Origin of the sequence: uncultured Vibrio sp. (genome assembly GCF_947488985.1) — a bacterium.
In the GTDB taxonomy this organism is placed as follows: domain Bacteria; phylum Pseudomonadota; class Gammaproteobacteria; order Enterobacterales; family Vibrionaceae; genus Vibrio.
Window position 1 is genome coordinate 1 of record NZ_CANLBV010000050.1, and the last position, 26,800, is coordinate 26,800.

The 26,800-nt window shown below is 45.5% G+C and carries 20 protein-coding genes and 1 pseudogene; 10 read left to right on the forward strand and 11 right to left on the reverse strand.

Going from position 1 to position 26,800, the window contains the following annotated elements; all coding sequences use genetic code 11:
* Window positions 1–167: 167 nt before the first annotated feature.
* From Q1A70_RS12060 to Q1A70_RS12070, 3 genes and pseudogenes are all read left to right on the forward strand, one after another.
* A pseudogene (locus Q1A70_RS12060) lies at window positions 168–494 on the forward strand (hypothetical protein); the annotation flags it as partial.
* 156 nt (window positions 495–650) lie between these two features.
* Window positions 651–2,651 carry an alkaline phosphatase D family protein gene (locus Q1A70_RS12065; RefSeq protein WP_299691388.1) on the forward strand — a complete coding sequence of 667 codons (2,001 nt, stop codon included), beginning with the start codon at window positions 651–653 and terminating at the stop codon, window positions 2,649–2,651.
* 240 nt (window positions 2,652–2,891) lie between these two features.
* Window positions 2,892–3,341 (forward strand): TerB family tellurite resistance protein, encoded by a 450-nt coding sequence (locus Q1A70_RS12070; protein WP_299691391.1) that lies wholly within the window; start codon window positions 2,892–2,894, stop codon window positions 3,339–3,341.
* 163 nt (window positions 3,342–3,504) lie between these two features.
* Here the strand turns inward: Q1A70_RS12070 and Q1A70_RS12075 are convergent, their stop codons facing one another.
* Complete coding sequence (locus Q1A70_RS12075) at window positions 3,505–4,035, reverse strand: 3'-5' exonuclease (RefSeq protein WP_299691394.1); 531 nt, start codon at window positions 4,033–4,035, stop codon at window positions 3,505–3,507.
* 489 nt (window positions 4,036–4,524) lie between these two features.
* Between Q1A70_RS12075 and Q1A70_RS12080 the strand changes: the two genes are divergently transcribed.
* The 3 genes from Q1A70_RS12080 (at window position 4,525) to Q1A70_RS12090 (ending at window position 10,201) form a co-directional block, all read left to right on the forward strand.
* Window positions 4,525–5,157, forward strand: a complete 633-nt coding sequence (locus tag Q1A70_RS12080; protein ID WP_299691397.1) for a DUF2760 domain-containing protein — start codon at window positions 4,525–4,527, stop codon at window positions 5,155–5,157.
* Window positions 5,157–7,118, forward strand: coding sequence for an Hsp70 family protein (locus tag Q1A70_RS12085; protein WP_299691400.1), 1,962 nt, complete (start codon window positions 5,157–5,159; stop codon window positions 7,116–7,118). Before Q1A70_RS12080 ends, Q1A70_RS12085 begins: the two co-directional genes overlap by 1 nt.
* Window positions 7,119–7,348: 230 nt before the next feature.
* Complete coding sequence (locus Q1A70_RS12090) at window positions 7,349–10,201, forward strand: Hsp70 family protein (RefSeq protein WP_299691403.1); 2,853 nt, start codon at window positions 7,349–7,351, stop codon at window positions 10,199–10,201.
* 148 nt (window positions 10,202–10,349) lie between these two features.
* Here Q1A70_RS12090 and Q1A70_RS12095 read toward each other — a convergent pair whose 3' ends face one another.
* From Q1A70_RS12095 to Q1A70_RS12130, 8 genes are all read right to left on the reverse strand, one after another.
* Window positions 10,350–10,565 carry a hypothetical protein gene (locus tag Q1A70_RS12095; protein ID WP_299691406.1) on the reverse strand — a complete coding sequence of 72 codons (216 nt, stop codon included), beginning with the start codon at window positions 10,563–10,565 and terminating at the stop codon, window positions 10,350–10,352.
* Between the two features lie 317 nt (window positions 10,566–10,882).
* The gene (locus Q1A70_RS12100) at window positions 10,883–11,356 is read right to left on the reverse strand and encodes a DUF2947 domain-containing protein (protein ID WP_299691409.1); all 474 of its coding nucleotides are present in this window, start codon (window positions 11,354–11,356) and stop codon (window positions 10,883–10,885) included.
* Between the two features lie 115 nt (window positions 11,357–11,471).
* Window positions 11,472–12,059, reverse strand: a complete 588-nt coding sequence (gene rimJ / locus Q1A70_RS12105) for a ribosomal protein S5-alanine N-acetyltransferase (RefSeq protein ID WP_299691446.1) — start codon at window positions 12,057–12,059, stop codon at window positions 11,472–11,474.
* Window positions 12,060–12,138: 79 nt separating this feature from the next.
* Entirely contained in the window at window positions 12,139–13,686 is a 1,548-nt protein-coding gene (gene tyrR, locus Q1A70_RS12110; protein WP_299691413.1) for a transcriptional regulator TyrR, read from the reverse strand.
* Between the two features lie 184 nt (window positions 13,687–13,870).
* The gene (locus tag Q1A70_RS12115) at window positions 13,871–14,974 is read right to left on the reverse strand and encodes a TIGR01620 family protein (protein ID WP_299691416.1); all 1,104 of its coding nucleotides are present in this window, start codon (window positions 14,972–14,974) and stop codon (window positions 13,871–13,873) included.
* Window positions 14,975–14,987: 13 nt separating this feature from the next.
* Window positions 14,988–16,361, reverse strand: a complete 1,374-nt coding sequence (locus Q1A70_RS12120; protein WP_299691419.1) for a YcjX family protein — start codon at window positions 16,359–16,361, stop codon at window positions 14,988–14,990.
* A gap of 399 nt (window positions 16,362–16,760) precedes the next feature.
* A complete protein-coding gene (locus Q1A70_RS12125) occupies window positions 16,761–16,946 on the reverse strand; it encodes a hypothetical protein (RefSeq protein WP_299691422.1) in 186 nt (61 codons plus the stop codon).
* Between the two features lie 164 nt (window positions 16,947–17,110).
* Complete coding sequence (locus Q1A70_RS12130; RefSeq protein WP_299691425.1) at window positions 17,111–18,628, reverse strand: fumarate hydratase; 1,518 nt, start codon at window positions 18,626–18,628, stop codon at window positions 17,111–17,113.
* Window positions 18,629–18,884: 256 nt separating this feature from the next.
* Here Q1A70_RS12130 and pabB point away from each other — a divergent pair, with 256 nt between their 5' ends.
* A complete protein-coding gene (gene pabB / locus Q1A70_RS12135) occupies window positions 18,885–20,288 on the forward strand; it encodes an aminodeoxychorismate synthase component I (RefSeq protein ID WP_299691428.1) in 1,404 nt (467 codons plus the stop codon).
* A gap of 170 nt (window positions 20,289–20,458) precedes the next feature.
* Here the strand turns inward: pabB and Q1A70_RS12140 are convergent, their stop codons facing one another.
* Together Q1A70_RS12140 and Q1A70_RS12145 are read right to left on the reverse strand one after the other, a co-directional pair.
* Window positions 20,459–22,165, reverse strand: a complete 1,707-nt coding sequence (locus tag Q1A70_RS12140) for an ATP-binding protein (protein ID WP_299691431.1) — start codon at window positions 22,163–22,165, stop codon at window positions 20,459–20,461.
* Window position 22,166: 1 nt separating this feature from the next.
* Window positions 22,167–22,709 (reverse strand): heme NO-binding domain-containing protein, encoded by a 543-nt coding sequence (locus Q1A70_RS12145; RefSeq protein ID WP_299691434.1) that lies wholly within the window; start codon window positions 22,707–22,709, stop codon window positions 22,167–22,169.
* Window positions 22,710–22,954: 245 nt separating this feature from the next.
* Between Q1A70_RS12145 and Q1A70_RS12150 the strand changes: the two genes are divergently transcribed.
* The 3 genes from Q1A70_RS12150 (at window position 22,955) to Q1A70_RS12160 (ending at window position 26,626) form a co-directional block, all read left to right on the forward strand.
* Window positions 22,955–23,560 (forward strand): CoA pyrophosphatase, encoded by a 606-nt coding sequence (locus Q1A70_RS12150; RefSeq protein WP_299691437.1) that lies wholly within the window; start codon window positions 22,955–22,957, stop codon window positions 23,558–23,560.
* 340 nt (window positions 23,561–23,900) lie between these two features.
* Window positions 23,901–25,154, forward strand: coding sequence for an aromatic amino acid transport family protein (locus Q1A70_RS12155; RefSeq protein WP_299691440.1), 1,254 nt, complete (start codon window positions 23,901–23,903; stop codon window positions 25,152–25,154).
* Between the two features lie 110 nt (window positions 25,155–25,264).
* Window positions 25,265–26,626, forward strand: coding sequence for an L-serine ammonia-lyase (locus tag Q1A70_RS12160; protein WP_299691443.1), 1,362 nt, complete (start codon window positions 25,265–25,267; stop codon window positions 26,624–26,626).
* Window positions 26,627–26,800: the final 174 nt, after the last annotated feature.

Consider the following 26,800-nt stretch of genomic DNA (forward strand, 5'->3'; position numbering starts at 1 on the left):
TTTACTTTTGGCGAAGCAAATTATAACTCTTTACCATGCTGTTTAAAAAATACTCACGAAAGATCAACACGCCTTAGCCAATACGGAGAACTATTTTTAGGTTTGGGCGCTATTAACCGTTACAATGAAGCATATTCTCGGTTTAATGAAAATATTGTGAAAACATCGTGAAAGCTTCTGAATTACAAAACATTATAAACCACTTACCCAGTGATTCCGACCCAGATATTGTAATGGGTGAAGAATGGTTGCCCGAGCGACTGGTGAATACCGAATTAGACGGTGAATTACTGTTTCTTGAATTTGATAATGCCCCAGAAGAGAACCAAGGGGACGAAGAAGGTCGCGGTTTTGTGGAGCATGAAATCGCGATGATCCGAGAAAAGTTCGAACAAGTGTTAGCCGATCCTTCCGATACCAAGACTAAAGCCGATGCCTTATTAGCTATTTTTTTGATGGGGCATGAACTTTCTAGCTCAGAAGTTATCGAAATATTTGAAACACAAGAACTTTAGCTCACTGTTCTGAAGCACCTCATTGTTAACACAGCTAAGCTTGAAATAGCCTAGCTTGAAATAACCTAGCTTGAAAGAACATTGGATGAAATACAGGGTGCTACGATAGCTGACCCCAACGATTTAGGAGCCGTATTGAGAGACTCGATAATATCACCGCTTCCGTTATTGCTTGCAGGCCCAATTCTAAGAAAGACCACGGCGACAGAAGTGGTCGTGTGGTTAGCCACCAGCTCCCTTCTCACAGGTAGAGCTGAGCTGTATACTCGCGCTTCAGACTCAGATCAAGCCCCTTCAGGCGCAGAGCTGGAGCCGTTTTATCACTCATCATTGGCAGAGCATGATTCGATCCAAGTTGGCACACATGCGTGGATCACCTTAATCCGCTTACAAGGCGAATTTCCAACGAATACTCCCCTTGAGTACGACCTTCACACGCCGTTAGGCTCACTGGCAGAACTCGCCCCTCACCTTATTTACAATGGTAATTCTCGCGTCGAGTTTAAGATATCAACCACGGCAGACTATATTCTGCACGGCTCTTGTCGTAATCCGCACCACCCCAGCAAAGACAGCTTAGTCGCGGCAGATAACCAAATCGCCAAGCAAAGTGTCATGGAAAGGCCGGATATGCTGATGATGAGTGGCGATCAGATCTACGCAGACCATGTCGCAGGCCCAACGCTCGATGCGATCCAACAAGTGATTCAGTTGCTCGGCCTCGTTGGGGAACATCTGCCAACCGATACACAGCAAAGCCATATCGACAGCAGCAGTGCTTTGTTTTGCAGTGAATACCACCTTTACCGACGCCATCACTTCCTGCCGCATCATAACGATTCCGATTCACTGTTCAATCCATTACTTGCCAAACGTAGCGTGCCTATTTTCAGCTCGACCGATTGTGAGAATCACTTGGTTACATTGTCTGAATTCGTTGCTATGTATTTATTGGTTTGGTCGCCGACATTGTGGCAATGCATCAACCGCGAGCGTTTAATTGGGAATAACTTCACTCAAGGTGACCGCCAATTGACACCTGATGAACAGCAACAATGGCGTAACGAGAGCCTCATCATCGACGACTTTATTGCGGGGCTGCCACAAGTCCAACGTCTATTGGCGCACATACCAACCTATATGATCTTTGATGATCACGATGTCACCGATGACTGGAACCTAACGGTGGGTTGGGAACATGCGGTCGACCAAAACCAGTTCGCGACTCAAGTGATTGGAAATGGGCTTGCTGCCTACTGGATGTGTCAGGGGTGGGGTAACAAACCAGAAAGCTTCAGTGACGCGTTCATCGATCAAGCAAAACAGCTTTTTGTTCATCAAGCGCATGTTATTGAGCCAAACAAGCATCAAGCCTTTGTTGAGCGGCTAAGTCGCTTTGAAGAGTGGCATTACACCATAGAGACGTCGCCCAAGGTGATTGTACTGGATACTCGTACACGTCGTTGGCGCTCAGAATCGCGCATGAACAAGCCTTCAGGGCTAATGGATTGGGAAGCGTTAATCGAATTTCAGCACCAACTGCTTAATCAAGAGAAGGTGGTGATTGTTTCTGCAGCGCCGATGTTTGGCGTCAAGTTTATAGAGATGCTGCAAAAGGCGGCGACGATAATCGGCAAACCGTTGATGATTGATGCTGAAAACTGGATGGCACACCCGGGTAGCGCCAATACCTTGATCAGCATTTTTACCCATACCAAAACGCCGACCAACTTCGTAGTGCTTTCCGGCGATGTTCATTACTCCTTTGCTTACGATATTAAGTTGAGGTATCGCAAAAACAGCCCGAATATTTATCAAATCACCTGCAGCGGTATCAAAAACCAGTTCCCTGCTCCACTGCTTAAATTCTGTGATGTATGGGACCGCCTACTATACAGCCCTCGCTCTATTTTGAACTATTTCACCAAGCGAAAGCGCCTGAGAATAGAGAAACGAAGCCCTGACAATCAAACTTTCTATCGGCTTTCAAACCGCAGTGCGATTGGTGAATTAAGGTTAGATAGTGAGGGTAAACCGTTGTCTATCACAACGTTAAGTGGTGACGGGATAATCACACGCTTCCCCGAGCCAAGTGATAGCCATGTTCCTTACCGCTCGCCGATTCGTAATGAATAACAGCCGTAATAAATTGCAATGGCAGTAAATAGCCCAGTAAATATCAGCTAAGGTAATCAATAAAAATCGGAATGTCAGTTTTTAGTAAAGATGCTTGCGATCACACTCGGTAGACCCAATAGTTATTCTATTGGGGAGTGTTGATCTTTCGAGCTGATTTAACCACGAAAGGTCAACACGCCCTAGTAAATTCTCTATCCACTGTACAGAACAAAATATAAATAGTCACTGGAGCGCATTATGTTCAATTCTCTCACATCAATCTTCAAACAATTGATTGAAGGTAAGGACCTAAGCAAAAACGAAATAGCATCACCCAATATCGCCATCGCGAGTTTATTATGCGAAGTAGCGGGTGCTGACCATCAAATCACCGAATCGGAAAGAGTGGCTAAGCTTCAACTTATTCAACGTTTACTGGACTTGGATGAAGAACAGGCATTGGCATTACTGGCGCAAGCCGAGCCAAAAGTGAAACAATCTGTGTCACTGTATGATTTCACCTCACAGCTAAGAGGCTTATCTCAACCAGTGAGAATTGATTTAATCAAAGCAATGTGGGAAGTGGCGCATGCGGACGGCGAAATTGATCCATTGGAAGATTCTGTGATCCGTAAAACAGCCGAGCTACTCTACGTTGACCACAGTGATTTTATCAAAACTAAGTTAGATGTGCTTGGCAAAAGCTAACAGAACCAACCGCGAATCACTGGCTAGTGATTCGCTAAAACACCGTCAAACTATTCAAAATTCGTCAAACAAAGAACGCCTCATCAAGTCATTTATGACCAATAAAAGACTAAAGTATGTAAGAGAACTAAGGTATGTAAGAAAGCTAAAGTATGTAAGAGAGCTAAAGCATGGTTAGCGTTAATTTAGCCAAGTTATACGCATCGACATAACCCGAATGCTGGCGACCTTCCCACTCAATATTTTGAGCTTCTTGAGCTGCGCGATGTCCTATGCGTTTGTCTTTCAATCGATTTTGAATTCGATAAAGCGTGGCGATGTTGAGGAATTCGCTAAACGGTGGTTCAATGCCTTTCTCGATGCACTCTTTGTGCAAGATCAGGTCATCACGCCCCCATGCGGCATAGATTTTCTTGGGACCGCCGAAGTTTTTAACCATCGACTTAATCACAGACTCAAGCGGGCGACCCTGCTTTTCAATTTTACGAGGTGTAATGCCCGTTAGCTCGGCGCAAAATAGAGAGACTTCGTCTTTCTCTGGCTTAACGTAATATTGCGCTCGCTTCACGATAGTGCCAGATGCGAGATCAATCTCAGCAAGGCCCACTTCAATGATCTCGCCAGTTGTCCCTACACCCTCTTCGCTCCAACAGCACATTTCCAAATCGAAACACACCACTCGATTGTGATTCATACGTCGCCTGATTCTCTCGTCAAAAATTTAGTGGAATTGTACATGAGCCTAATACAGAACTCGACCCTCGTTGTATCAAGTGTTCATTTCGCCTGCAATTGAGACTTAATTCCGACTGTTTTACTCGCTCGCTGAAACCTAAATTACACCACCTCAACGTTACTGTCGTTTTTAAGGATAAACACAACGCTGATATTTCACACCGCTCACTTTTTGAGGTGACGGCAATAAAGCATCACGTTTTATAAACCGAGGGCATGGTCGACCAATAAACCCGCCAATCTCGACTGTTTTTGACGCTAACACACAAAAAACCCAGTTTATTGAAAACATTAAATAAGCCCTTAAGCCTTGAATATGCTAGTATCTACCCATATTTATAGCTTGAAAGACGCGGATTTTCCTACGTAGGAATACGTTTTCTTTCCAACCTGTATATTCTAAAAAACAGCGAATATACCGTTAAATCAATCTTAAAGAGAAATCACTATGATCGTTGATTTGAACCTAATCCCACAAACGTTTGATATGCTTCACGCAGGCCTGACTGCATCAAGCGTTTTACTGCTGCTAATTGCCGTTTCTCGTAAAACCAAAATGGTTGAGAAAGTCGTAGAAAAACCAGTAGAAAAGATCGTTGAAGTCGAAAAGCCAGTAGAAAAAATTGTCGAAGTAGAGAAAGTTGTTGAAGTTGAACGTGTTATCGAAAAAGTAGTCGAAGTTGAATCTAAGCTGGCAACAGCGCCGACTGATTCAGCAATGCAGCTACTTTCTATCATGCAGCAAGAAGCGCGTTTGATCGACTTCCTGAAAGAAGACCTGACTTCATTCTCTGATGAAGAAGTTGGCGCAGCCGCACGCGTTATCCATACCGGCGGTCAAAAAGTATTAGCGGACTACGTAACGCTTGCCCACATCCGCACTGAAGATGAAGAAACACGTATCACGGTTGCTGATGGCTTTAACCCTCAAGAAATTCGCCTAACGGGCAACGTAACGGGCAACGCACCATTCAACGGCACACTGGTTCACAAAGGTTGGAAAGCAACCAACATGAACCTGCCTAAGCTTGCTGAAAACTACGACGCATCTGTAATTGCACCAGCAGAGGTGGAGCTATAATGGAACAACAAAATCATTCTTCGTCAAACGAGCCATCTTCTTCTGAGCATTCACAACAGCAACAAGCGCCTAAATTCAGTGTAGGTATCGATTTAGGTACAACCCACTGTGTTTTATCTTACGTTGATACCAGCAATGAAGACGCTCGCGTTGAGGTAATGCCAATCCCTCAACTTACTGCGCCGGGTACAGTAGAAACTCGCAGCCAACTTGGCTCGTTCCTATACCAACCGCACGAACATGAAATGAATGCGGGCTCTCGCGTTCTTCCTTGGTCTTCAGAGCCTAAAGCCCTAGTTGGTGCTATTGCGCGTAACCTTGGCTCTAAAACCCCTATTCGTTTGGTAGCAAGTGCAAAATCTTGGCTATGCCACGGTGGTGTGAACCGTCGTGATGCATTCCTTCCAGCTGGTAGCCCTGAAGAAGTAGAAAAGGTATCTCCGCTAAAGACAACTGAATTGTACCTTGAGCACCTCAAAGACGCTTGGAACCACGCGAACCCAGAACACAAATTGGCAGACCAAGATGTCACAATCACGGTTCCTGCTTCGTTTGATCCTGCAGCTCGTGACCTAACAGCAGAAGCGGCGCGTAATGTTGGTTTTACTCACCTGACTCTTCTTGAAGAACCACAAGCTGCGCTTTACAGCTGGATTGATAACAGCAACGACACATGGCGTGATGAAGTCAACGTCGGCGACATCGTGCTTGTGGTCGATATTGGTGGTGGTACAACCGATCTTTCGTTAGTTGAAGTTACACAAGATGATGGCAACCTAAGCCTGAACCGTATCGCTGTAGGTGAACATATCCTACTTGGCGGCGACAACATGGACTTAGCGCTGGCTTATCGCCTGAAAATGAAACTGGCTCAAGAAGGCAAAGAGCTGGCTCCTTGGCAGGTTCAAGCAATGACTCACGCATGTCGTGATGCAAAAGAAGCACTACTTAACGATGCTGAACTGCAATCTGTACCAATCGTTGTTCCAAGCCGTGGTTCTAAACTGCTTGGCGCAACACTGAAAACAGAACTGACTCAGCAAGAAGTACAACAAACATTGGTTGATGGCTTCTTCCCGAAAGTCGCCGTAACTGAGCACCCAGTACAAAAGACGCGTGGCGCACTGACTCAAATGGGTCTGCCTTACGCTCAAGACGCAGGTATTACTCGTCACATTGCTGCATTCCTTTCTAAGCAAGCCAACGCGCTTTCTGGAAATGGTGAAACGGCTCAGCAAGATTTCAACCCGTTTGCCAATATGCCAGGTGCAGAAGCGCCAGCGGCAGACTTCATCAAACCAACAGCAATCCTGTTCAACGGTGGTGTTCTAAAATCGAACCTACTTGCTGATCGCCTGTCTGATACCATCAACGGATGGCTGATCAATGCAGACCAAGAGTCAGCAAAGCAACTTTCAGGCTTAGATTTAGACCTAGCGGTTGCAAGCGGTGCTTCTTACTACGGCGCAGTTCGTCGTGGCCAAGGCGTTCGTATCCGTGGCGGTATCGCATCTTCTTACTACGTAGGAATTGAAAGCGCGATGCCAGCAATCCCGGGGATGGCTCCTCCAATGGAAGCACTGTGTGTTGCACCATTTGGTATGGAAGAAGGCTCAAGCGTTCAAGTACCTAGCCAAGAGTTCGGCCTAGTGATTGGTCAGCCAGTTCACTTCCAGTTCTTCGGTTCAACCACGCGTCGTGAAGATGAAGCGGGTACCCATCTTGACCACTGGGCTCCAGAAGAGCTTGATGAGCTTCCTGAAATCCAAGTAACGCTGCCAGTGTCAGAAGGCCGTCGCGAAGGTGAAGTGGTTCCAGTAACGCTGGCTTCTCGCGTGACTGAACTCGGTACCTTATACCTAGAAGCCATTGCCACTGACAATGGTCAGAAATGGCACGTTGAGTTCGATGTGCGTGAAGACTCAAGCTCAGACAGCGACGATGTAAACCAAGAAGCCTAATCAATCAACGGCACCTTAGCAGGTGCCGTTATTTTATCAATGCGATTCCCTAGCCCTGTATTTATAGAATTCAAACGACAACCTAAACAGGGAATATCAATTCAATGGCAGTGAGCACCCATTCCCGCCTCAGTCATTAACCTTCTAGGGAATTCCGTTGTTATGAACAACAATAATAAGACCAAAACTATCAACAAACTGGTCATCACTTTGGCAGAATAAGGTTTTGTATGACATCTCCTCGTTTTTTAGTCGGCATTGATTTAGGAACAACCAACACTGTGGTTGCCTACTGTGAAATCAACGACGATCTACAACATGCTCCCGTTTCTCTTTTCGACATTGACCAACTCATCGGCCCCGGTGAAGTGGTTCGTAAGCCGCTACTTCCATCCTTTCGTTACCACCCAGCACACGGTCAAATCTCCCCTTCTGATTTGACGATGCCGTGGGAACCAAGCCCCGTTGCAGGCGACATTAACAATGTTATCGTCGGTGAATGGGCCCGAGAATTAGGCGCTAAGGTTGAAGGCCGCCAAGTATCAAGTGCTAAGAGCTGGCTATCACACCAAGCGGTTGACCGCAGCTCTGATATCCTGCCTTGGGCGGGCGCAGCGGATGTCGATAAGGTGTCTCCTGTGGTGGCGAGTGCCAGTTACCTCAACCACATTCGCCAAGCATGGAACTACCGTCACCCAAGCAACAAGCTGGAAGACCAAGACGTTGTAGTAACCGTTCCCGCTTCCTTCGATGAGACAGCGCGCAAGCTGACACTCGAAGCGGCAGCACTTGCTGGTTTAGGTAAGATTCTGTTGCTCGAAGAACCTCAAGCCGTTTGTTATGACTGGTATGCCCGTCACCAACAAACCGCAGCCGATGAACTTCAGCAGATCCCGCTGATTCTAGTGTGTGACGTTGGTGGTGGTACTACCGATTTAAGCTTAATTGAAGCCAGCTTCAATGAGAATAGCGATGCAGATAATGCTGGTCATAACGAGCTAGCACTCGACCGTATTGGTGTTGGCGAACACTTGATGCTCGGTGGTGATAACCTCGATTTAGCCCTAGCTCACCTTGCAGAGCAGCGTTTTAATCAAAACAAAAAGCTTAACGCCTCTAGCCTAACCAAGCTAATTCAACAGACTCGCGCTGCAAAAGAGAGCCTGCTTTCTGCTGATGCGCCAGACGATGTGAAAATCACTATGCTTGGCAGCGGTTCGAAGTTATTAGGCGGTACTAAGAGTATTGGCTTAACCAAGCAAGAAGTTCATCAAATCGCGTTGGAAGGCTTCTTTCCACTCTCTGAGTTTACGGAAACACCAGACAAGCGTCGCAGCGCTGTAGTTGAATTCGGCCTACCTTACGTTGCCGATCCTGCGGTCAGTAAACACGTTGCTGAATTCCTGACAACGCACCAGCAAGTCTCTAAAGCTGCGCTGGAAAACTCTGACTCTATTGAGTTCGATGACACCAAGCCTGCTATTCCAGTGGGTGTGCTACTTAACGGTGGTGTGTTCAATAGTGAACTGGTCACAGAGCGTATTACTCAGCTACTGGGTAACTGGAACGGCTCTCCAATTACGGTATTGGATAACCCTCATCCAGATTGGTCTGTCGCCCTTGGCGCGGTTGCCTTTGGTAAAGCTCGCCGTGGCGCACAGCTGAAAATCGGTGGTGGTGCGGCTCGTTCTTACTTCTTGCATCTACAAGAGAAGAACAAGATGGGCAAAGCGCTTTGTTTGCTTGCCAAAGGGACTGAAGAAGGCCAAGAGATACGTCTGAATAGTCGTCGCTTCTCACTCACTTTGGGTGAGCCAGTACGTTTCAATCTGCTGACCTCAACACATGATCAAATAGCCCATGACACGAATATCCAAAATGGCGTGATGGTCAATGTGGATGCAGACTTGTTCTCCCCTCTGCCACCGTATATTTCGACATTGGAAGGTTCTGGTACTACCGAGCTACAGGCTAACCAAAAAGAGCGTGTTGAAGTATTGCTAGCTTGTCAGTTGACCGAAGTCGGCACACTGAAAATGGAGTGCGTGAGCACCGAAGATGACTCAAAACGTTGGTTGCTCGAATTTGAAGTAAGAAACAAGCAGGGTGATGAATCTGAGACTGCCAAACTTCACCCAAGACTGGATGAATGTAAGGAATTGATTTCTCGCCTGTACAGCGGCAACAAGAAGAGTGCTGAATCAAAAGAGATCAAAACGCTATCAAAAGATCTTGAGAAGCGACTGGGTAAACGCGATGAATGGGACTTCACTACCCTTCGTCACCTATTTGATACCTTCTCACTGGGCCGTAAACGCCGCCGCCGCTCCGAAGCACACGAGAAAAACTGGCTACGTTTGGCAGGCTACACACTACGACCAGGCTTTGGCGATCCAACTGACTCGTGGCGTATCGAACAAATCTGGGGGCTATACCAACAGAACATCCAGTTTAAAAATCATCAGGGTTGGACGGACTGGTGGGTGTTCTGGCGTCGTGTTGCTGGCGGCCTAAACCAAGAGCAACAAGAAACTATCTTGGCCGATATCGCCAAATATCTTCACCCAGGAGCAATGAAGAACCCTAAAACGGCCAAAGATGCCCAAGACAATGGCTACGAGGCCATGGTGAGATTAGCGGCGTCACTTGAGCAACTGGAAGTGGAAGATAAAGTACTGCTGGCAAGTTGGTTCTTAAGTAAAGCGATTAACCATAACCAATTTGAACAGGCGCACTGGTGGGCACTAGGTCGACTGGCTTCAAGAACGCCTTTGTATGGTAGCCAGCACAGTGTGATCCCTAGAGAACAAGCCGAACAATGGTTACCAAAACTGCTTGAACAGAACTGGCATAAAGAGCAGATGATCGCCTTTGCGGCTGTGATGATTTGTCGAAAAACCGGAGACCGTCAATTTGATATCTCTGATGACTATCGAAATCAAGTGATTGAGAAGCTGAAACAAAGCAAGGTGCCTGATTCATGGCTAACACTAGTCAGTGATGTCACTGAGCTTTCTGAGAGTGAATCTAAGCGTGTATTTGGTGATGCGTTGCCAAGCGGCTTAAGCCTGATCAATAGCTAGGGCGTTAGATTTGATCATTGAATAGAAAAGAAAAAGCCACTTTCGGTTCGTTGAAAGTGGCTTTATTATTGGTGGCTTAAGGCTGGTATGTAGAATCGAATGATAGCTTTTAGATTAAGAGCCTTAGCCATGTTGCAGTTCATCATTGTTAGTGTTTAGTTCCAGTTGGGTTAGTTGTAAATTCTGTATTTTCATAAATGTCGGCTAGTTTTTTACCTTTCTTCGGTTTCACTCGTTGTTTATATTGACCGTAGGTTTCGCTTAAAAGCCACTCCTCATGTATTTTTGCTGAATCCAGGAAATCTGAATCCTCCATTGCTTCCTTGCGAAGTTTATTTACACGTTCGAGAGTATCCCAAATCATAATACTTCACCTCCACTAAGGCAGTATTATAACTATAGTCTAAAGCCACAAAATTTCAACTAAGCCAATGGGATAGCGCTCTCACTTTCGGCTTTGGATTTTGGATTTCGGCTTTTGACACAGTTAAACCAGTAGCAAGGTTCGCTAGAATCAAGATGCAATTCGCTGAGATTATATTAGACGGGTGCCTATTCCCTATTCATCGCATAAAAAAAGCGAACTCAGAGTTCGCTTGTTATTGATAGGTTTATTTCGCTTCAGTCGGCTTGTACAGCCGTCAGTTTATACGACACAGGCTTAGCTCAATCACGCCTCACCTAAGCACGATGACCAATTTTTACTGTACCGTTGGTTGCAAACCAAAGTGCTTCTGAACGACGGCGGCCGAGTAGAATTGGACCATCATCATAGAATAAAAAGTTCTTCCAATGCTTCTTGAAAACCGACCATTTGGTTTCAAGAACATTATATTTTTCATAGCAAAAATAAACCGTTACGTCATCTTGCCAATCAATAAATTTAAGGATCTCTTCTGGCATTTCTGGCTCGTCGGCTTCCCAATTGGCCATCCAGCTGATCTCTTCAGTCCAGTTCGATGCCTTGCTTGGCCAATCTTGCGAACTCAGTCTCTCCGCATCTGGGCTTTGAGGGCTTACGTTCTCTTTCCAGAACTGTGACGCTCTCGCCTGTGTCATGGGTTTGATTTTTTCCAAGTCCTCTGCCGGCAGTGGCATCGACTGGTGAGTAAAAATCCATTTTCTTTGGTATTCGTCCAAAGTTGTATATGACATCAAAATTCCTCAAATATCTGCTTAGGCTTATGATTTACTATGCCTATATGTTTCTTTTGATACAGCGGCGATTGAGCAAAGCTTGATATACGCTGTATCTAAATTCTAGTTACGGTTATATCGCGCGTCTATCTTGCCAATTAGGGTTCACTAACGCGGTCAGTATATGGTCTTCCCATTTACCGTTAATCTGTAGGTAGTCTTTGGCATACCCTTCGCGAACAAAACCAAGCTGTTCCAATACACCAGCACTGCGCTTATTGTGGGGCATGTAGCCCGCCATTAAACGATGCATGTTCTGCACATCGAACATATAGTCTTTAGCCATGCAGAGGCCTCTGCGCATATAGCCGTGTCCCTGTGCGCTCTCAGCTAATGAATACCCTACATTGCAAGCGTAGAACGGGAAACGAGACAAATTACTGAACGATACTGTGCCTAACATCTCGTTAGAGTCGGCGTTAATCAGCAAACAGTAATAACCTAGTCCCATTTTATGAAGTTCGTTTAACTTGATCAGCCGCTGCGCCCAACCGCTTCTATCAAAGAACGCCTCTGGTCGAGTCGGCTCCCACGGCTTAAGGTGCTCTCTATTGGTCTGAAAGTAGTCGCTGATCATCTGCGCATCGTCTATCTCAGCCGTGCGTAGAATCAGGTTTCCATCACGTTTATACACGCGTTCTGGTGTACTTAAATCTTCCATCATCTTGTTCTATCTTACCGTTCGACTTAACTAAACCATTTAAACTAAACTGTTTTGCTGTGACTTAATGAGCCAAACGTCATCCGTTCTTTCTGATACCGTAATCACGAAGCTTATTGGCAATCGAGGTATGAGACACATTCAAGCGTTTCGCTAGCTTGCGGCTTGATGGGAATGACTGATACAGTTTTTCTAGGATCTGCGATTCATAATCTTTCATGATCTCATCCAGCGAACCGTCGAAGCTGAGGTTCGCGACACCAGCAGTCATGGTTTCAAGCTGTGGTAGATGGAATTGCTCAACCGTTAACGTATCAGAATCCAGCTCAGTTAGCGCTCGCAACACCATATTGTCTAACTGACGAATGTTACCCGGCCACTGGTAATTACCCAGTTGATCGATTAAGTCTTGAGTCAGTTTGGGTTTTAACATACCTAACTGCTGCGCGTACTTGGCAACAAACAGTTCCAACAACGGTGCGACGTCGTTTGAACGTTCACGCAGTGCAGGAATGGACAGCGTTAACACGTTCAAACGATAAAACAGATCTTCACGGAATGAACCCGAGTCGGCTAATTCAGAAAGACTATGCCGCGTAGAGGCGATGATTCTTACATCAGCATGCATCTCTTCTTCTTCACCAACGCGGCGGAATGAGCCATCTTGTAGGAAACGTAGCAGCTTAATTTGTAGATGCGGGCTCATCTCGCCAATCTCATCTAAGAAGACAGTACCGCCATTCGCTTGTTCAAAAATGCCCTTATGACCTTGCTCATGATTGAATGAACCCGGCGCATGACCAAACAGTTCGGTTTCAGCGACATCATCGGGCATTGAGGCACAGCTTAGGATCAAGAATGGGAAAGAAGATCTATTCGAGCGGTTATGACACGCTTTCGCCAGCATCTCTTTGCCTGTGCCTGTATCCCCTTCAATCAACAGTGGCTGATCCAGCATAGCCAATTTCTTCGCTTGACTGATCAAGGCTTTATGGCGATTAGAAACACCAACAAAATGTTCAAAGCCTAAATTATTTTGCTCAGGGATAGCGTCTGGGGTATTCATATCTTGGTTGCAAGAACGAATCGTCATCACTGCGCTCGCCAAGACAGCTTCGTTAACATCACCACCGAGGTAAACCGGTAATATCTCAATCGAAAAGTCTAAACCATCCAGAACTACAACTTCACGATGACGGGTGACATCCCCTTCAATCCAACGAGCGAAGTTAAAACTCGGTACAAACGTCGCGAGTGGTTGACCGATCACGTCATCTTCTTGTTTACCGAACAGGTTTAAGGCGGCATGATTCGCCATATCGACCGCGCCTTTCAGGTTAATCGAAATCACGGGATCAGGTAGATTAGCCAGCAGAGCAATCAGCTCTGTGTTGTGCCTTTCACTCGGCATGAATTGAATTTTGCGTACATCCTTTACACCTGAAATTCGGCGAATCTCAGCCATAAGCTCACTAAAAGCATCAAAATCGATATCTGGGCAGTTGAGGTAAATAATACCTTTCACATCAATTTCGATTCCTCTTAAATCAATGCTTTTTGAGGCCAAGATATCGAGCAACTCACGAGTTAAACCGAGTCTGTCTTCACACAATACTTCAAGACGCACAAATAGTCCTATTATAGGTGTCAGGATAAGTTGACAGTAGTGTGAATTAAGCTCTGAGTTCAGTCAAGAAGAAGAGTAAAGCGATATTTACTCTTCTTTAGCAAGCGGCGGGGGAGTCGTACTTTCTCTTTCAAAGTAAAGCGCTCTATTGCACATTAAGACGCTTTATCTCAAAGTCAGTACTTTACTTCAGAGTCAGACGCTTGATTTCGGAAAGCACGGCTTTACGCAGATCTGCAAGTTTAACTTTTCGTTCATTATGCCAAGGCATAGGACGCAACAATGTCATGGCTTTTAGTCCCAATCGAGCGGTCAAAATACCCACGCCAAGCCCCTGCCCTGCACGAGCGGAGATTTTACCTGCGAGATCGACGGAAACCATATCCATACTTGCCTCAATCGCCAATTCACTTGCTCCTGCCACGGCCATATTGATTAACACCAATTTAAATAGCTTGATGCGAGACCAGTAACCTAACTCTATGCCATACACATCGGCAAGTTTGTCTATCATGGTGAAATTACGCCACGCGACTAGCAGCATATCTGCGGCCGCTAATGGACTTACCGCAACTAAGGCGGCCGACTCAGTTGAGATCTTAGTGACGATTTGAGTCGCAATCTTATCTTGCTGACTCACTACCAGCGCGTCGTACATATCCAATACTTCGGCGTCACTGTGCGCTGGATTGATGTTATTTTTCCACTTATCGTAGGCCGGAGACTCCGCGACGATGCCACCCTGCTTCGCAATATTTTCACAGAATGTTTTGCCCTTACCGACACTTTGGCTTTGTAGTAACTCTTCACTCTGCTCCTGGACACTGAAGTGCTCTTTGAGCGAGCGTAGCTTCCACAGCTCTTTACCTATTGCGCCTAAACCCAGTGAAGCGATCGCAGCCATAAAGCCAGCCCAACCTAACGCAAGCCAATCTGCTGTTTGAATCGCCGTGATGACAGAGTCAATGGCTTGCCAACCGACTAAACCGGAAAAAGCGACCACTAGGCCAGTTCCAAACCATTTCTTCTTCTTGCTTGGACGGATCACTTGCTCCAATTGCTGCTCAGCGTCACTATCCAGCTCGGTTTCCACTTGTGGTGCAACGGGGACAAATTTTTCTTGTTCCGTAAACAGCTGTTGAGCATCTAAATCTGGGCTAGCTTCGCCTGTGCCTTGCTCTTGAAAACATGCATCTTTAAAGCCTGTACCTTGAGCGCTATGACCCTGCTCATCGAAAGAGGTCTTCAAAGGTTCACTAAAGACCTGCTTCGTTTTTAATTCACTCATATTGATGCCTCAATTACTTCAACTTATCGCCAATGAGATACTCTAAAACCTTGTCGACTCTTAGATGCTGGCAAGGCTCATCGGAATGTTGCTCCATCGGTCTAAAGCTAGTGAAATCAAACTGGTTGGTTTCCCAATATTGCTTATTCGGCAGCTTACGCGGCACCTCACCCGGGTACATGGTTTGCGGCACGTTATCTAACGTCACGCCTTGCAGCGCAGGGACATTGTCTGAGCCTGACGAGATATAACCCGCGCTGGTCGCTTGAATTGACGCGATGCTCATGCAGCTCATGTCAATATGTTCAAAGGCCGCCTGTTGCCATGCCGGATGCACCATCTGCTGTAACAGTGACACCAAGTTCGGATGCTGATCTGGTGTTACGTGATCAGCCTTAGTGGCCGCAAACAAAATCTTATCGATCTTTGGCGCGAATAGACGTCTCAATATATTGCTGCGCCCGTATTTAAAGCTCTTCAATAACTGCTCAAGTGCGCCACGCATGTCCATGAAAGAGTCATAGCCCGCATTAAGTGGCTGTAAGCAGTCCACCAGCACGATTTGTCTATCGAACGTCGCAAAGTGATTCTTGTAAAACGCCTTCACCACTTTCTGTTGATACTCTTCATAGCGCGCTTTGAGAAGCGCGTAGTTACTTGTTTTTGAGTACTTGCCCTCTGGTGCCGTACACGGGAAAAACTGTAATACAGGCGCACCTTCAAGCTCACCGGGCAAGACGAATCGACCTGGTTGTACCCAGTGCAATCCATGATTCTTACACGTATGAAGGTACTGAGTATAGCTATCGGCAATCGCGACCAGTTTCTGTTCGTCCGCTTCTGCCAGCAGATCGATCTCACCGCGCATTGCATTCCACTGTCGCGAATAGGTTTCTCTATCCCCTTTCAAAGCGGCAATTTGTGATTGGCTCCAAGTTGCAAAATCCATATCCAGTAACGGCAAATCTAGTAGCCACTCACCGGGATAATCGACAATATCGAGATGGAGCGTACTGCTTTTACTCAGTAGCTTCTTTGCGCCTTTTGTTGGCTTGTATTTGATCGCGAGTCGAATCTCACTGACATCACGTGTCGGTACTGGCCATTGTGGTGGTTGTTCGTTGAGAGATACCATCGCTTCATCATAAGAGAAACGTGGGATCATCATATTGTGCTGCGGAATACGCTTTGCGCCAATAATCCTCCCCTCTCTTGCGGATGCAAGAAGCGGCAGATTGTAATGAGTCGAGGTATGAAGAATTTGGTTAACCAGCGATGTAATAAACGCTGTTTTACCTGCACGAGAAAGCCCCGTAACCGCTACTCTGATATGGGAATCCGTTCCTCTACTGATAAAGTCACTCATTTCTTGAGTTAGGTGTTTCATTTGAACGACTCCGTGATAGTTAGGTTAACTGCTATTTATTCATCGCTGACTGATATGTGACCTAATTCACCATACCGTTACAGTTGAAACGTTAACCTGCTGACTTATCCCTATAGGGATGAATTGAATACTGTTAGTTTGCTTATGCCAATCGTAGTAAATAACTGGTCACCCCAGCCGGTTAAAACACTCTATAACTGCGTTAGAATTTTTGATTGTAGAAAACTACTTATCGAAGCTTCTTATTGAAAAGAGCGGCCTCGTTCTCAAGCTTTTTCTGAACACTTACTGTGATTGGTATTAGGTGGCTGATTATGCAACACTCATAGTTAATGCTAGATGAATAAAAGCCCCTGACTACATTCATAATCAGGGGCTTTGAATTTTTTGACGGACGAGTTAATCGTCTTCAATCAACTTATAGATAACAAACAGCGCAACCTCAGCAACCAACCAAAGTACGCAGGTGATAGTCACGTATTTGTTATCAAAAATACTAATCCCTTTCAAGATCAGATCGTAGCCAATAAACCCACCAATCACCACTGCTAAGATAATCTGTAGGATCTGAATAAAACGAGGCATTCCTATCTCCTATGTTCTTATATCAAACGATGTATTTGTTACTATACCATTGATAATAAGACAAAAGCGCAGATAACGCTGCACTTTTGTCCTTAACGTTCAGCCAAACATGGTAATTAAAACGCTAACACCCAGGTAAATCGTCAGTTGTTGGCTGTCGTTGATTAGGCTTTTTCAGCTTCCGCAATTTTCACTTTCCACGTGTCAGGGCCGATCTGGTGTGCATTGACGCCATTTGAATCAACCGCCACAGTGACAGGCATGTCTTCAACTTCGAATTCGTAAATCGCTTCCATACCAAGATCTTCAAACGCGACCACACGCGCTTTTTTAATTGCTTTCGCGACTAAGTAAGCTGCACCGCCAACCGCCATCAGGTAAACCGATTTATGTTGTTTAATTGACTCAACGGTTGCAGGGCCACGCTCTGCTTTACCAATCATGCCCATAATGCCCGTTTCTTCTAGCATCATGTCGGTGAACTTATCCATGCGAGTAGACGTTGTTGGACCCGCAGGACCTACCGCCTCATCACCCACAGCGTCAACCGGGCCAACGTAATAAATAAACTTACCTTTCAGATCGACGCCTTCTGGTAAACCTTCACCACTCTCAAGCATACCTTGAATACGCTTATGAGCGGCATCACGACCAGTTAAGATCTTGCCTGATAGAAGCACGGTTTCGCCAGTCTTCCACTCTTGTACATCTTCTCTGGTAATTTGATTAAGGTTAACACGGCGTGTATTAGCCCCCGCTTCCCAAGTAATATCTGGCCACTCTTCTAGCTTAGGTGGCGTAAGCTCAGCAGGACCACTACCGTCTAATGTGAAGTGTACGTGACGGGTCGCTGCACAGTTAGGGATCAAGCATACTGGCTTTGAAGCCGCGTGCGTTGGAGCGGTTTTGATTTTTACATCAACCACAGTCGTTAGACCGCCAAGACCTTGCGCACCAATACCAAGCTTGTTTACCCGGTTGAAGATGTCTAAACGAAGCGCTTCTTCTGCGTTCTCCGGGCCTTTTTCGATAAGCTCTTGGATATCGATGTGTTCCATCAGCGATTCTTTTGCAAGTACCGCGGCTTTCTCTGCCGTACCGCCGATGCCTATACCTAGCATACCCGGTGGACACCAACCCGCCCCCATGGTTGGTAGCGTCTTCTCTACCCATTCGGCAATGTCATCGGAAGGGTTTAACATCACCATCTTGGTTTTGTTCTCAGAGCCGCCGCCCTTCGCCGCGATTTGAATTTCAACTTTGTCACCTGGCACCATATTAATGTGGACAACCGCAGGGGTGTTGTCTTTAGTATTAATACGCTTACCTGCAGGATCCATCAGGACAGATGCACGCAATGGATTATCTGGATTGTTGTAAGCTTGACGAACGCCTTCATCAACCATCTGTTGTACTGTTTGATCCGTTTCCCACCTCACATCCATACCGATGTTCACGAAACAAGTAACGATACCGGTATCCTGACAAATTGGACGATGACCTTCCGCAGACATGCGCGAGTTAATTAAGATCTGAGCGATTGCATCTTTCGCTGCTTGGCTCTCTTCTTTCTCATACGCTTTTTCTAGGGCTTGGACAAAATCCAAAGGGTGGTAATAAGAAATGTACTGAAGTGCGTCAGCGACACTGCTGATCACATCTTGCTTACGAATAACCGTCATTGCATGCCTCTTTATTGTTCTGGTTCCAGATGGGTTCATGGCTTAACTTTTTTAGTCTGTTCCCGTTCATTGGCTCAACGGCTAATGGTATTAAGTCGCTTTGGCAATAGTTTACTCACTATGGTTTGCTAGCGATAACTCAACCATTTGATTGACAGTGATCGAATCAAGAACCCATTTTAATTTCAATTTATGATACTCTTGCTTCCTCTCACACGCCATGCAGTGATCGAACTCTTTGTCACAAATTAAACAAATGAATAACAACGAATTTCGCTCTATTCAAATCAAACCGCTTGAATACCAATCAACGTTAGCTAAACAGCTGTTTTCTCATATTGAAAGCCTGCCATGGGCCATGCTATTACGCTCAGCCTCACAAAGCCATATTGATAGTCGATATGATATTTTGGTTGCTCAACCCATCGCCACCTTCGAGACTACGGGTGTAAAAACCACCGTTAATGTTAACGAAAAAGAACACATTTCAGACTCTGATCCTTTTGAACTGCTCGACCAATACCAACAGCAGTTGCTACCTGCAACCCAAGAGCATACTGAACTGCCTTTTGTTGGTGGCGCGCTAGGCTATTTTAGTTACGATTTAGGAAGAAGAGTTGAAACGCTGCCATCGCTGGCTACGCGTGATATTGAAGCGCCCGATATGGCCGTTGGTCTGTATGAGTGGGCGGTTGTGGTTGACCATAAGCTGAAAACGGCCTGTGTGGTTGGGCAGAACATTGATGCTCATTGGAGTTGGCTATCGCAGCAGCAAGCCAGTCAAGCAACGAATCAAACAAGTGATCAAACAATCAGTCACCAGGCATTTCGCCTGACTACGCCATGGCAATCCAACATGAGCGAACAAATCTATGCAGACAAATTTGAGAGTGTTCAGGAGTACTTGTTATCCGGTGACTGTTATCAGATCAATTTGGCGCAGCGTTTTAATGCCCAATATCAAGGCAGTGAGTGGCTGGCCTACGACAAGTTAGAGCAGTACAACTCAGCGCCATTTTCAGGCTTTATCCGTTTGGCTGATTGCGCAATCATCAGTGTTTCACCAGAGCGCTTCTTGGAGCTTAAAGATAACACGATTGAGACTAAGCCAATCAAAGGGACTCGTCCCCGCTCCAACGATCCAGCCATTGATGATGCCAACGCTCAAGACTTGGCCAGTGCCGATAAAGATCAAGCAGAAAACCTAATGATCGTTGACCTACTGCGCAATGACATTGGACGAGTTGCAAAACCGGGCTCGGTTCATGTGCCAAAGCTGTTTGATATTGAAAGCTTCCCTGCCGTACACCACTTGGTCAGCACGATAAAAGCCGATCTTGATGTTCAGTATTCCGCCACTGACCTATTAAGGGCTTGCTTTCCGGGTGGTTCTATTACGGGCGCACCCAAAGTTCGGGCAATGCAGATCATTGAAGAGTTAGAGCCTCATCGTCGCTCTGCGTACTGTGGCAGCATTGGTTACATCAGCCGAAATGGTAGGATGGATACCAGTATTACTATCCGTACATTAGTGGCAGAGAACCATACCCTTTTTGCTTGGGCTGGTGGGGGTGTGGTATTCGATAGTGATTGCGCCTCTGAGTATCAAGAGACACTGGACAAGCTCAGTCGCATTCTACCTATACTTGAGGAGTGCTAAAATAGCTTAAAGAGTGTAAAAATAGCTTGAAGAGTGCAAGAATAGCCTGATGACCCGAACGCTGACCAGATCACTTCGGGTTATCGGCCTCTCTGTCAAAATACGCAAAGATTCATTACTTTTAAAAATAGATCACTCTAACAAATCGATTGCTTTTAAAAACAATAACTTTAAGGTGAAACGCCCCACTTCTTGAGCATCTCTTTAAGGTCATTAGCAGTATATGGCTTGCTGAGAATATCATCCATTCCGCACTGTATGCAGCGTTCACGCTCTTCCAAGGTTGTGCCTGCAGTCAAAGCCACAATCGAGTGATGATAGCCCTTTTCTCTTAGCTTTTCCGTTGCTTCAAAGCCATCCATCACAGGCATTCTGCAATCCATAAAGACGATGTCATAATTGTTATTACTCGCAAGCTCTAACCCTTCAGCACCATTATTTGCAATCGCTGGCTTTATTTGGTGCTTACGTAACATCTGCTGGATGATGATTTGATTCATCTTAATATCATCAACCACCAGCACTTTTAATACCGAGAGGTCAACGTCTGACACCGCACCTTGCGCGACACGGTTGTTTTCATCAGAATCATTAATCACCTGTAACGGAACCGCAGTAGTAAAAGTGGTCCCGCTTCCTACTACACTGGTCACCTTGATATCACCATCCATCAACAGCACCAATTTGCGACAAATCGCCAGGCCTAACCCCGTACCCTCATAATTACGACTGCTCGAATTGTCCGCCTGAGTAAATGGGTCAAACAGCGTTTGATGAGCCGCTTGAGCAATTCCTACCCCGGTATCTTCAACAGAAAAAATAAACTGCTCATTCTGCCATTTAATTTCAACCTTCACAGAACCTTGCTCTGTGAACTTAATGGCGTTACCAATGAGGTTAACAAACAGTTGAGTAATACGCTCTAAGTCACCATAAAAGTGGCTCGGCACACCATCGGCGACATGGACATCAAATTTCAGCTGTTTCTCCATGGCTCGATTGATAAAAATGCTCTCAATGGTATTTTTTAAATCATGGAGTGCGAATTTTTTAGGTATGAGATCCAACATACCCGCGTTGATTTTACTGTAATCGAGCAGGTCATTAATGATGGTTCGTAAGAATTCACCCGATTGGCTCAGGTTATTCACAATTTCGCGCTGGGAACCGGTCAGCTCTGTATCACTGATCAATTCGGCGCTGCCTAATAAACCATTGAGTGGAGTTCTCAGTTCATGGTTAATCATCGCAACAAAATCACGAGTCGCTCGCTCTGACTCTTCTGCTCGTTTTCGTGATTCGATATTTCGATTGATCGCCAATTGATGTGTCAAAGCACGACAAATGAGATCGGTCACTAATAACAGTTGGCTTTCTATAAACTCGTAGTCTTGGTCGAGCAACTTAACCCTGACAATCAAGGCTCCGACGATCACTTTCTCTACTTCTAAAGGCACCGTGAGCAGATCACCTTGCCATTGAGGCTCTTGAATGTCTTGCTCGACCTCTGCTACGGATTCATCGCCGTAGTCACAGGTTTCAAGCTGAGGAAGTAATTTGGGAGGAAGAATTAAACGGCTGGCATCAATCAGATAGCTATTGGCTATACTGGTCGTCAGCTGTGACAACATCACATCATCAATATCACTACCAAGAAACGCACGTCCAAAGTAAATCAACAAATTGTCGATTTGTTCTTGAAATTCAATACGGCGCAAATTGGCATTGGAACGTTTTTCTAGCTGACGTAGCGCAAGCTCAAGCTGTTGGTTAGCCTCAAACACCTCGAGGCTTTTTTGTTCCAACAGCTCTTCAGCCGCTTTGCGAGCCGCGATTTGACGCTTGAGTTTTCGCTCTAAGGCAGATGCGAGATTCATATTACTTTTCGACTTTTAGATTGAACCTGACCACACTCTGGTCGTCGTTTTGAGGGGTCATTTCTACCTCAATCTGCTCACCGTGATAGTCAGCGCATCCTTCGATCAGACCTAAGCAAACGTGCGACATGCACCTTGCGCTTTTATAGTCGAACACCAGCTGTGCTTCGCTCGTGGTAATAAAGCTAAATTCAGGTGGCTTCGCATCCGGGTAGAGCTTTTTCACTTCTACGTGAATGTAGTGCTCTACATGCTGAATAAATTGAAAAGTGGTTTTAGTATGAGCAAGGCTCGCTTTGCTTGGTAATGAGGCCAATAAGTTCTTAAATACCGACTGCCCGAATACACGTTGTAAACTCTCCGCATCAATATCTGTTTTCTTACTCAGATTGACGATCAAACGCACCAGATCTTTGTGGTCATAGCTTCCAACCGAAGTATATATACCTTCGTCTTCTGACATCTCTAGAACTTCTTCAACAAGCTCTAGCCCAAACTTGTCTTCAACAAGCTCTAAAAATTCGGTGAATATGATTCCTTTCATCTCATACCTTTTCGTTAATTTCTTTTTAGAATGGCCCACTAAGTTGTTGTTATCAAATTATTAAAGGTAAATATAGGATTCATTCGTCAAATTCATGATCTAGCTAACGCTTACTCATAGGTATGCACATATTAAATATAGAAAAATCTACCTTTCTAAGGCGCTCTCCATAACACTCTCGATTGGTAATCCCTCTCGTATTATGCCTATACTTAAAATCATAATAATCAATATTTTGGCGTAGTATGAATCGAAATGACTTCCTTCAGCAATTCCAACTGAACCCTACTGTTGGCTACCACCCAGAATCGGTGGAGCGTGTTTCGCATATCAGTAGTGATGAGTTACGCAAAGCGGCTGTGGTGGTCGGTTTAGTTGAAAGGGAAGATGGTTTACATGTTATTTTTACCAAAAGAGCTGCTCACTTAAAGCATCATCCGGGGCAAGTCAGCTTTCCGGGCGGGAAACACGAACATTCTGATCCTTCTATGCAGTTCACAGCGCTAAGAGAGTTGCATGAAGAGGTTGGCATTCGTTCAGACCAAGTTAAAATTGTCGGCCAGTTACCTGCTTTGAATACGATTAGTAAATTTTCCGTCACACCGATCGTGGCTATGGTCGACCCTGAATACCAAGCGATCATCGATGAAAATGAGGTAGCCTCGATTTTTGAGGTTCCTGCCACTTATGTCTTAGACCAAGCAAAATTACACAGCCATATGGTTAATTTTAAGAAAATTAAACACCGAATTTTTGCTATGCCCTTCCAAGAACATCTCATTTGGGGCGTTACCGCACAAATCATTGAGTCTCTACAGCAGCACGTGGCGCACCAAAAAAACATAAATTAACCCCATCAATACACACACAATAAGCACAAAACAGGTACAATTAAGACACACCCCACCAACAACTCACACCAGTTACATAGAGCAGATTGATTAATTTCGCCTTGCATAAGCTCTCACCTTATAGGCCCATCTAAAAAACCCGCCCTTACTATAAATAAATATAATGTCTAGCATGAGTATAAATCACATGTGGCACGTAATTTTCGTGATCGAGAATCCGCTTTTTGCATCTCCTGTGACACGCCATTTCATTACATGATTTAGATCTAGTTTTCACCAAAGAAAATTCTGCAAACTTAGCGCCGACTTATTTCCTGTTCCAAAAAATGAGCAACTTAACATGATTTCAACAACATCTTCGGCAAATGCCGTTAAAGATTCAAACAAATTTAATTACAAAGATTTTACCTGGTGCCTATCACTGTTCGGTACCGCCGTAGGTGCTGGCGTCCTATTCCTACCTATCAAAGCGGGGGCGGGTGGTTTTTGGCCATTAGTTATCCTAGCCCTAATTGCAGCACCAATGACTTGGTTCGCACACAAATCTCTCGCTCGTTTCGTGCTATCGGCTAAAAACCCCGAAGCTGATATCACCGACACCGTTGAAGAACACTTTGGTAAGACTGGCGCAAACATTATTACTTTCGCTTACTTCTTCGCTATCTACCCAATCGTTCTTATCTATGGTGTTGGCATCACAAATACGGTCGACTCTTTCCTAGTCAATCAAATGGGTATGGAGTCCATTCCACGTCCTCTTCTTTCTGGTGCCCTTATCCTCGCGATGACGGCAGGAGTGGTATTCGGCAAAGAACTGATGCTCAAAGCAACGTCAGCGATGGTTTATCCATTGGTGTTGATCCTACTCGCTCTGTCTTTCTATCTTATTCCTGACTGGAACACTTCAATGATGGACGTCAGCCCGGAGTGGTCAGCAATGCCTTCTATCATCTGGCTTGCTATTCCAATCATTGTGTTCTCTTTTAATCACAGCCCAATCATTTCACAGTTCTCTAAAGAGCAACGTCGTGTATACGGTGAGGGTGCCGTTAAGAAAACGGATCAAATCACTGGCGGCGCGGCAATGATGTTGATGGGCTTTGTGATGTTCTTCGTATTCTCTGTAGTGCTTTCTCTATCTCCAGAGCAACTAGCAACAGCGCAAGCACAGAACATCTCGGTACTTTCATACCTAGCGAACGTTCATGAATCACCATTGATCTCTTACATGGGGCCTCTGGTTGCATTCGCCGCAATTACTTCAAGCTACTTCGGCCACTTCCTAGGTGCGCAAGAAGGCTTAGTAGGTCTAATCAAGTCGCGTTCTGGTGCTTCGGTAAGCAAGATTGAAAAAGCATCTCTTGCATTCATCGTAATCACCACTTGGATAGTGGCTATCGTTAATCCAAGTATCCTAAGCATGATCGAGACGATGGGTGCACCCATGATTGCTGCTATCTTGTTCCTGATGCCTATCTTTGCCATGCAAAAAGTCCCAGCAATGGCAAAGTACAAAGCATCAGCGCCGGTACAAATCTTTACAGCGTTATGTGGTATCGCAGCAATTAGTTCTGTAATCTACGGCGCTCTTTAGGGCTTTTGATAAGATGACGCTCATCTTATCGCGCGAAATTAAATAAAAAATATAATGATAATAAATGAACCTCCCTCCCCCATGGGAGGTTCTCTTTTGAGGTAATCGCTATGATTAGTGTTTTTGATATCTATAAAATCGGTATTGGTCCATCGAGCTCACACACAGTTGGACCAATGAAAGCGGGTAAAGAGTTTATTGATGACCTACGTTCAATGGGAAAATTGCGCGACATCACTAAAATCACCGTGGACGTTTATGGATCACTATCACTGACAGGGAAAGGTCACCACACAGATATCGCCATCATCATGGGTCTTGCTGGCAACACCCCTGAGCGTGTTGATATCGATTCGATTAATAGCTTCATCGCTCGTGTAGAAGAGACGGAACGTCTTCCTGTTGGTATGCACTGCCATACCGTTTCGTTCCCACGTGATGGCGGTATGAACTTCCACACAAGTAACCTTTCTTTGCACGAGAACGGCATGAGCATCCATGCTTGGATTGATGGCGAAGTCGCCTACTCAAAAACGTACTACTCCATTGGGGGTGGTTTCATCGTTGACGAAGAAAATTTCGGTAAACAAGAGGATCATCCCGTCAAAGCGCCCTACCCATTCACAACCGCTGAAGAGCTGGTGAATCAGTGTAAAGAGAGTGGTCTTTCTATCAGTACGTTGGTGATGGCAAACCAAGCCGCTTTACACTCGGATGAAGAGTCACGTACCTACTTTGCTAGCATTTGGAAAACAATGCGCGAATGTATGGATCGCGGTATGAATACTGAGGGTATTTTACCTGGCCCTTTGCGTGTACCTCGCCGCGCGGCTGCACTTCGCCAACAGTTACTGACTTCAGAAAAAACCACCAACGATCCAATGGCTGTGGTTGACTGGGTGAACATGTTTGCCTTTGCTGTAAACGAAGAAAACGCAGCGGGTGGCCGCGTGGTCACAGCACCAACCAACGGCGCATGTGGCATCATCCCTGCTGTATTGGCTTACTACAATAAGTTCATTCAAACCGTCACAGAAAAAGACTACATTCGTTACTTCGCAGCGTCTGGTGCGATCGGTGGTCTATACAAGCGCAACGCTTCTATCTCTGGTGCTGAAGTGGGCTGTCAGGGTGAAGTGGGCGTCGCCTGCTCTATGGCTGCAGCTGGTCTTGCAGAGCTTATGGGGGGTAGCCCTGAGCAAGTCTGTATGGCGGCAGAAATTGGTATGGAGCACAATCTAGGTCTAACCTGCGACCCCGTTGCAGGTCAAGTTCAAGTGCCATGTATCGAGCGTAACGGCATCGCTGCTGTCAAAGCCATTAACTCAACTCGTATGGCTCTTCGTCGCTCTTCTGCGCCTACTGTTTCTCTGGATAAAGTCATTGAAACTATGCTTGAAACGGGCAAAGACATGAACTCAAAATACCGTGAGACCTCTCAAGGTGGCTTGGCGATTAAGGTCATTTGTTGATCGACATGAATCAGCTAGTTCACGCTTAGCTCAATCGCTTCATAAAGAGCGGATAATAAAAAGGAACGCCGATGCGTTCCTTTTTTGGTTCTAAATTTGTAAGCGTCTTTAAATCGACTCATTCAATCCTTTCAATAAACGTCGTAACCTTTAACTTTGATCGTTAAAGGTACT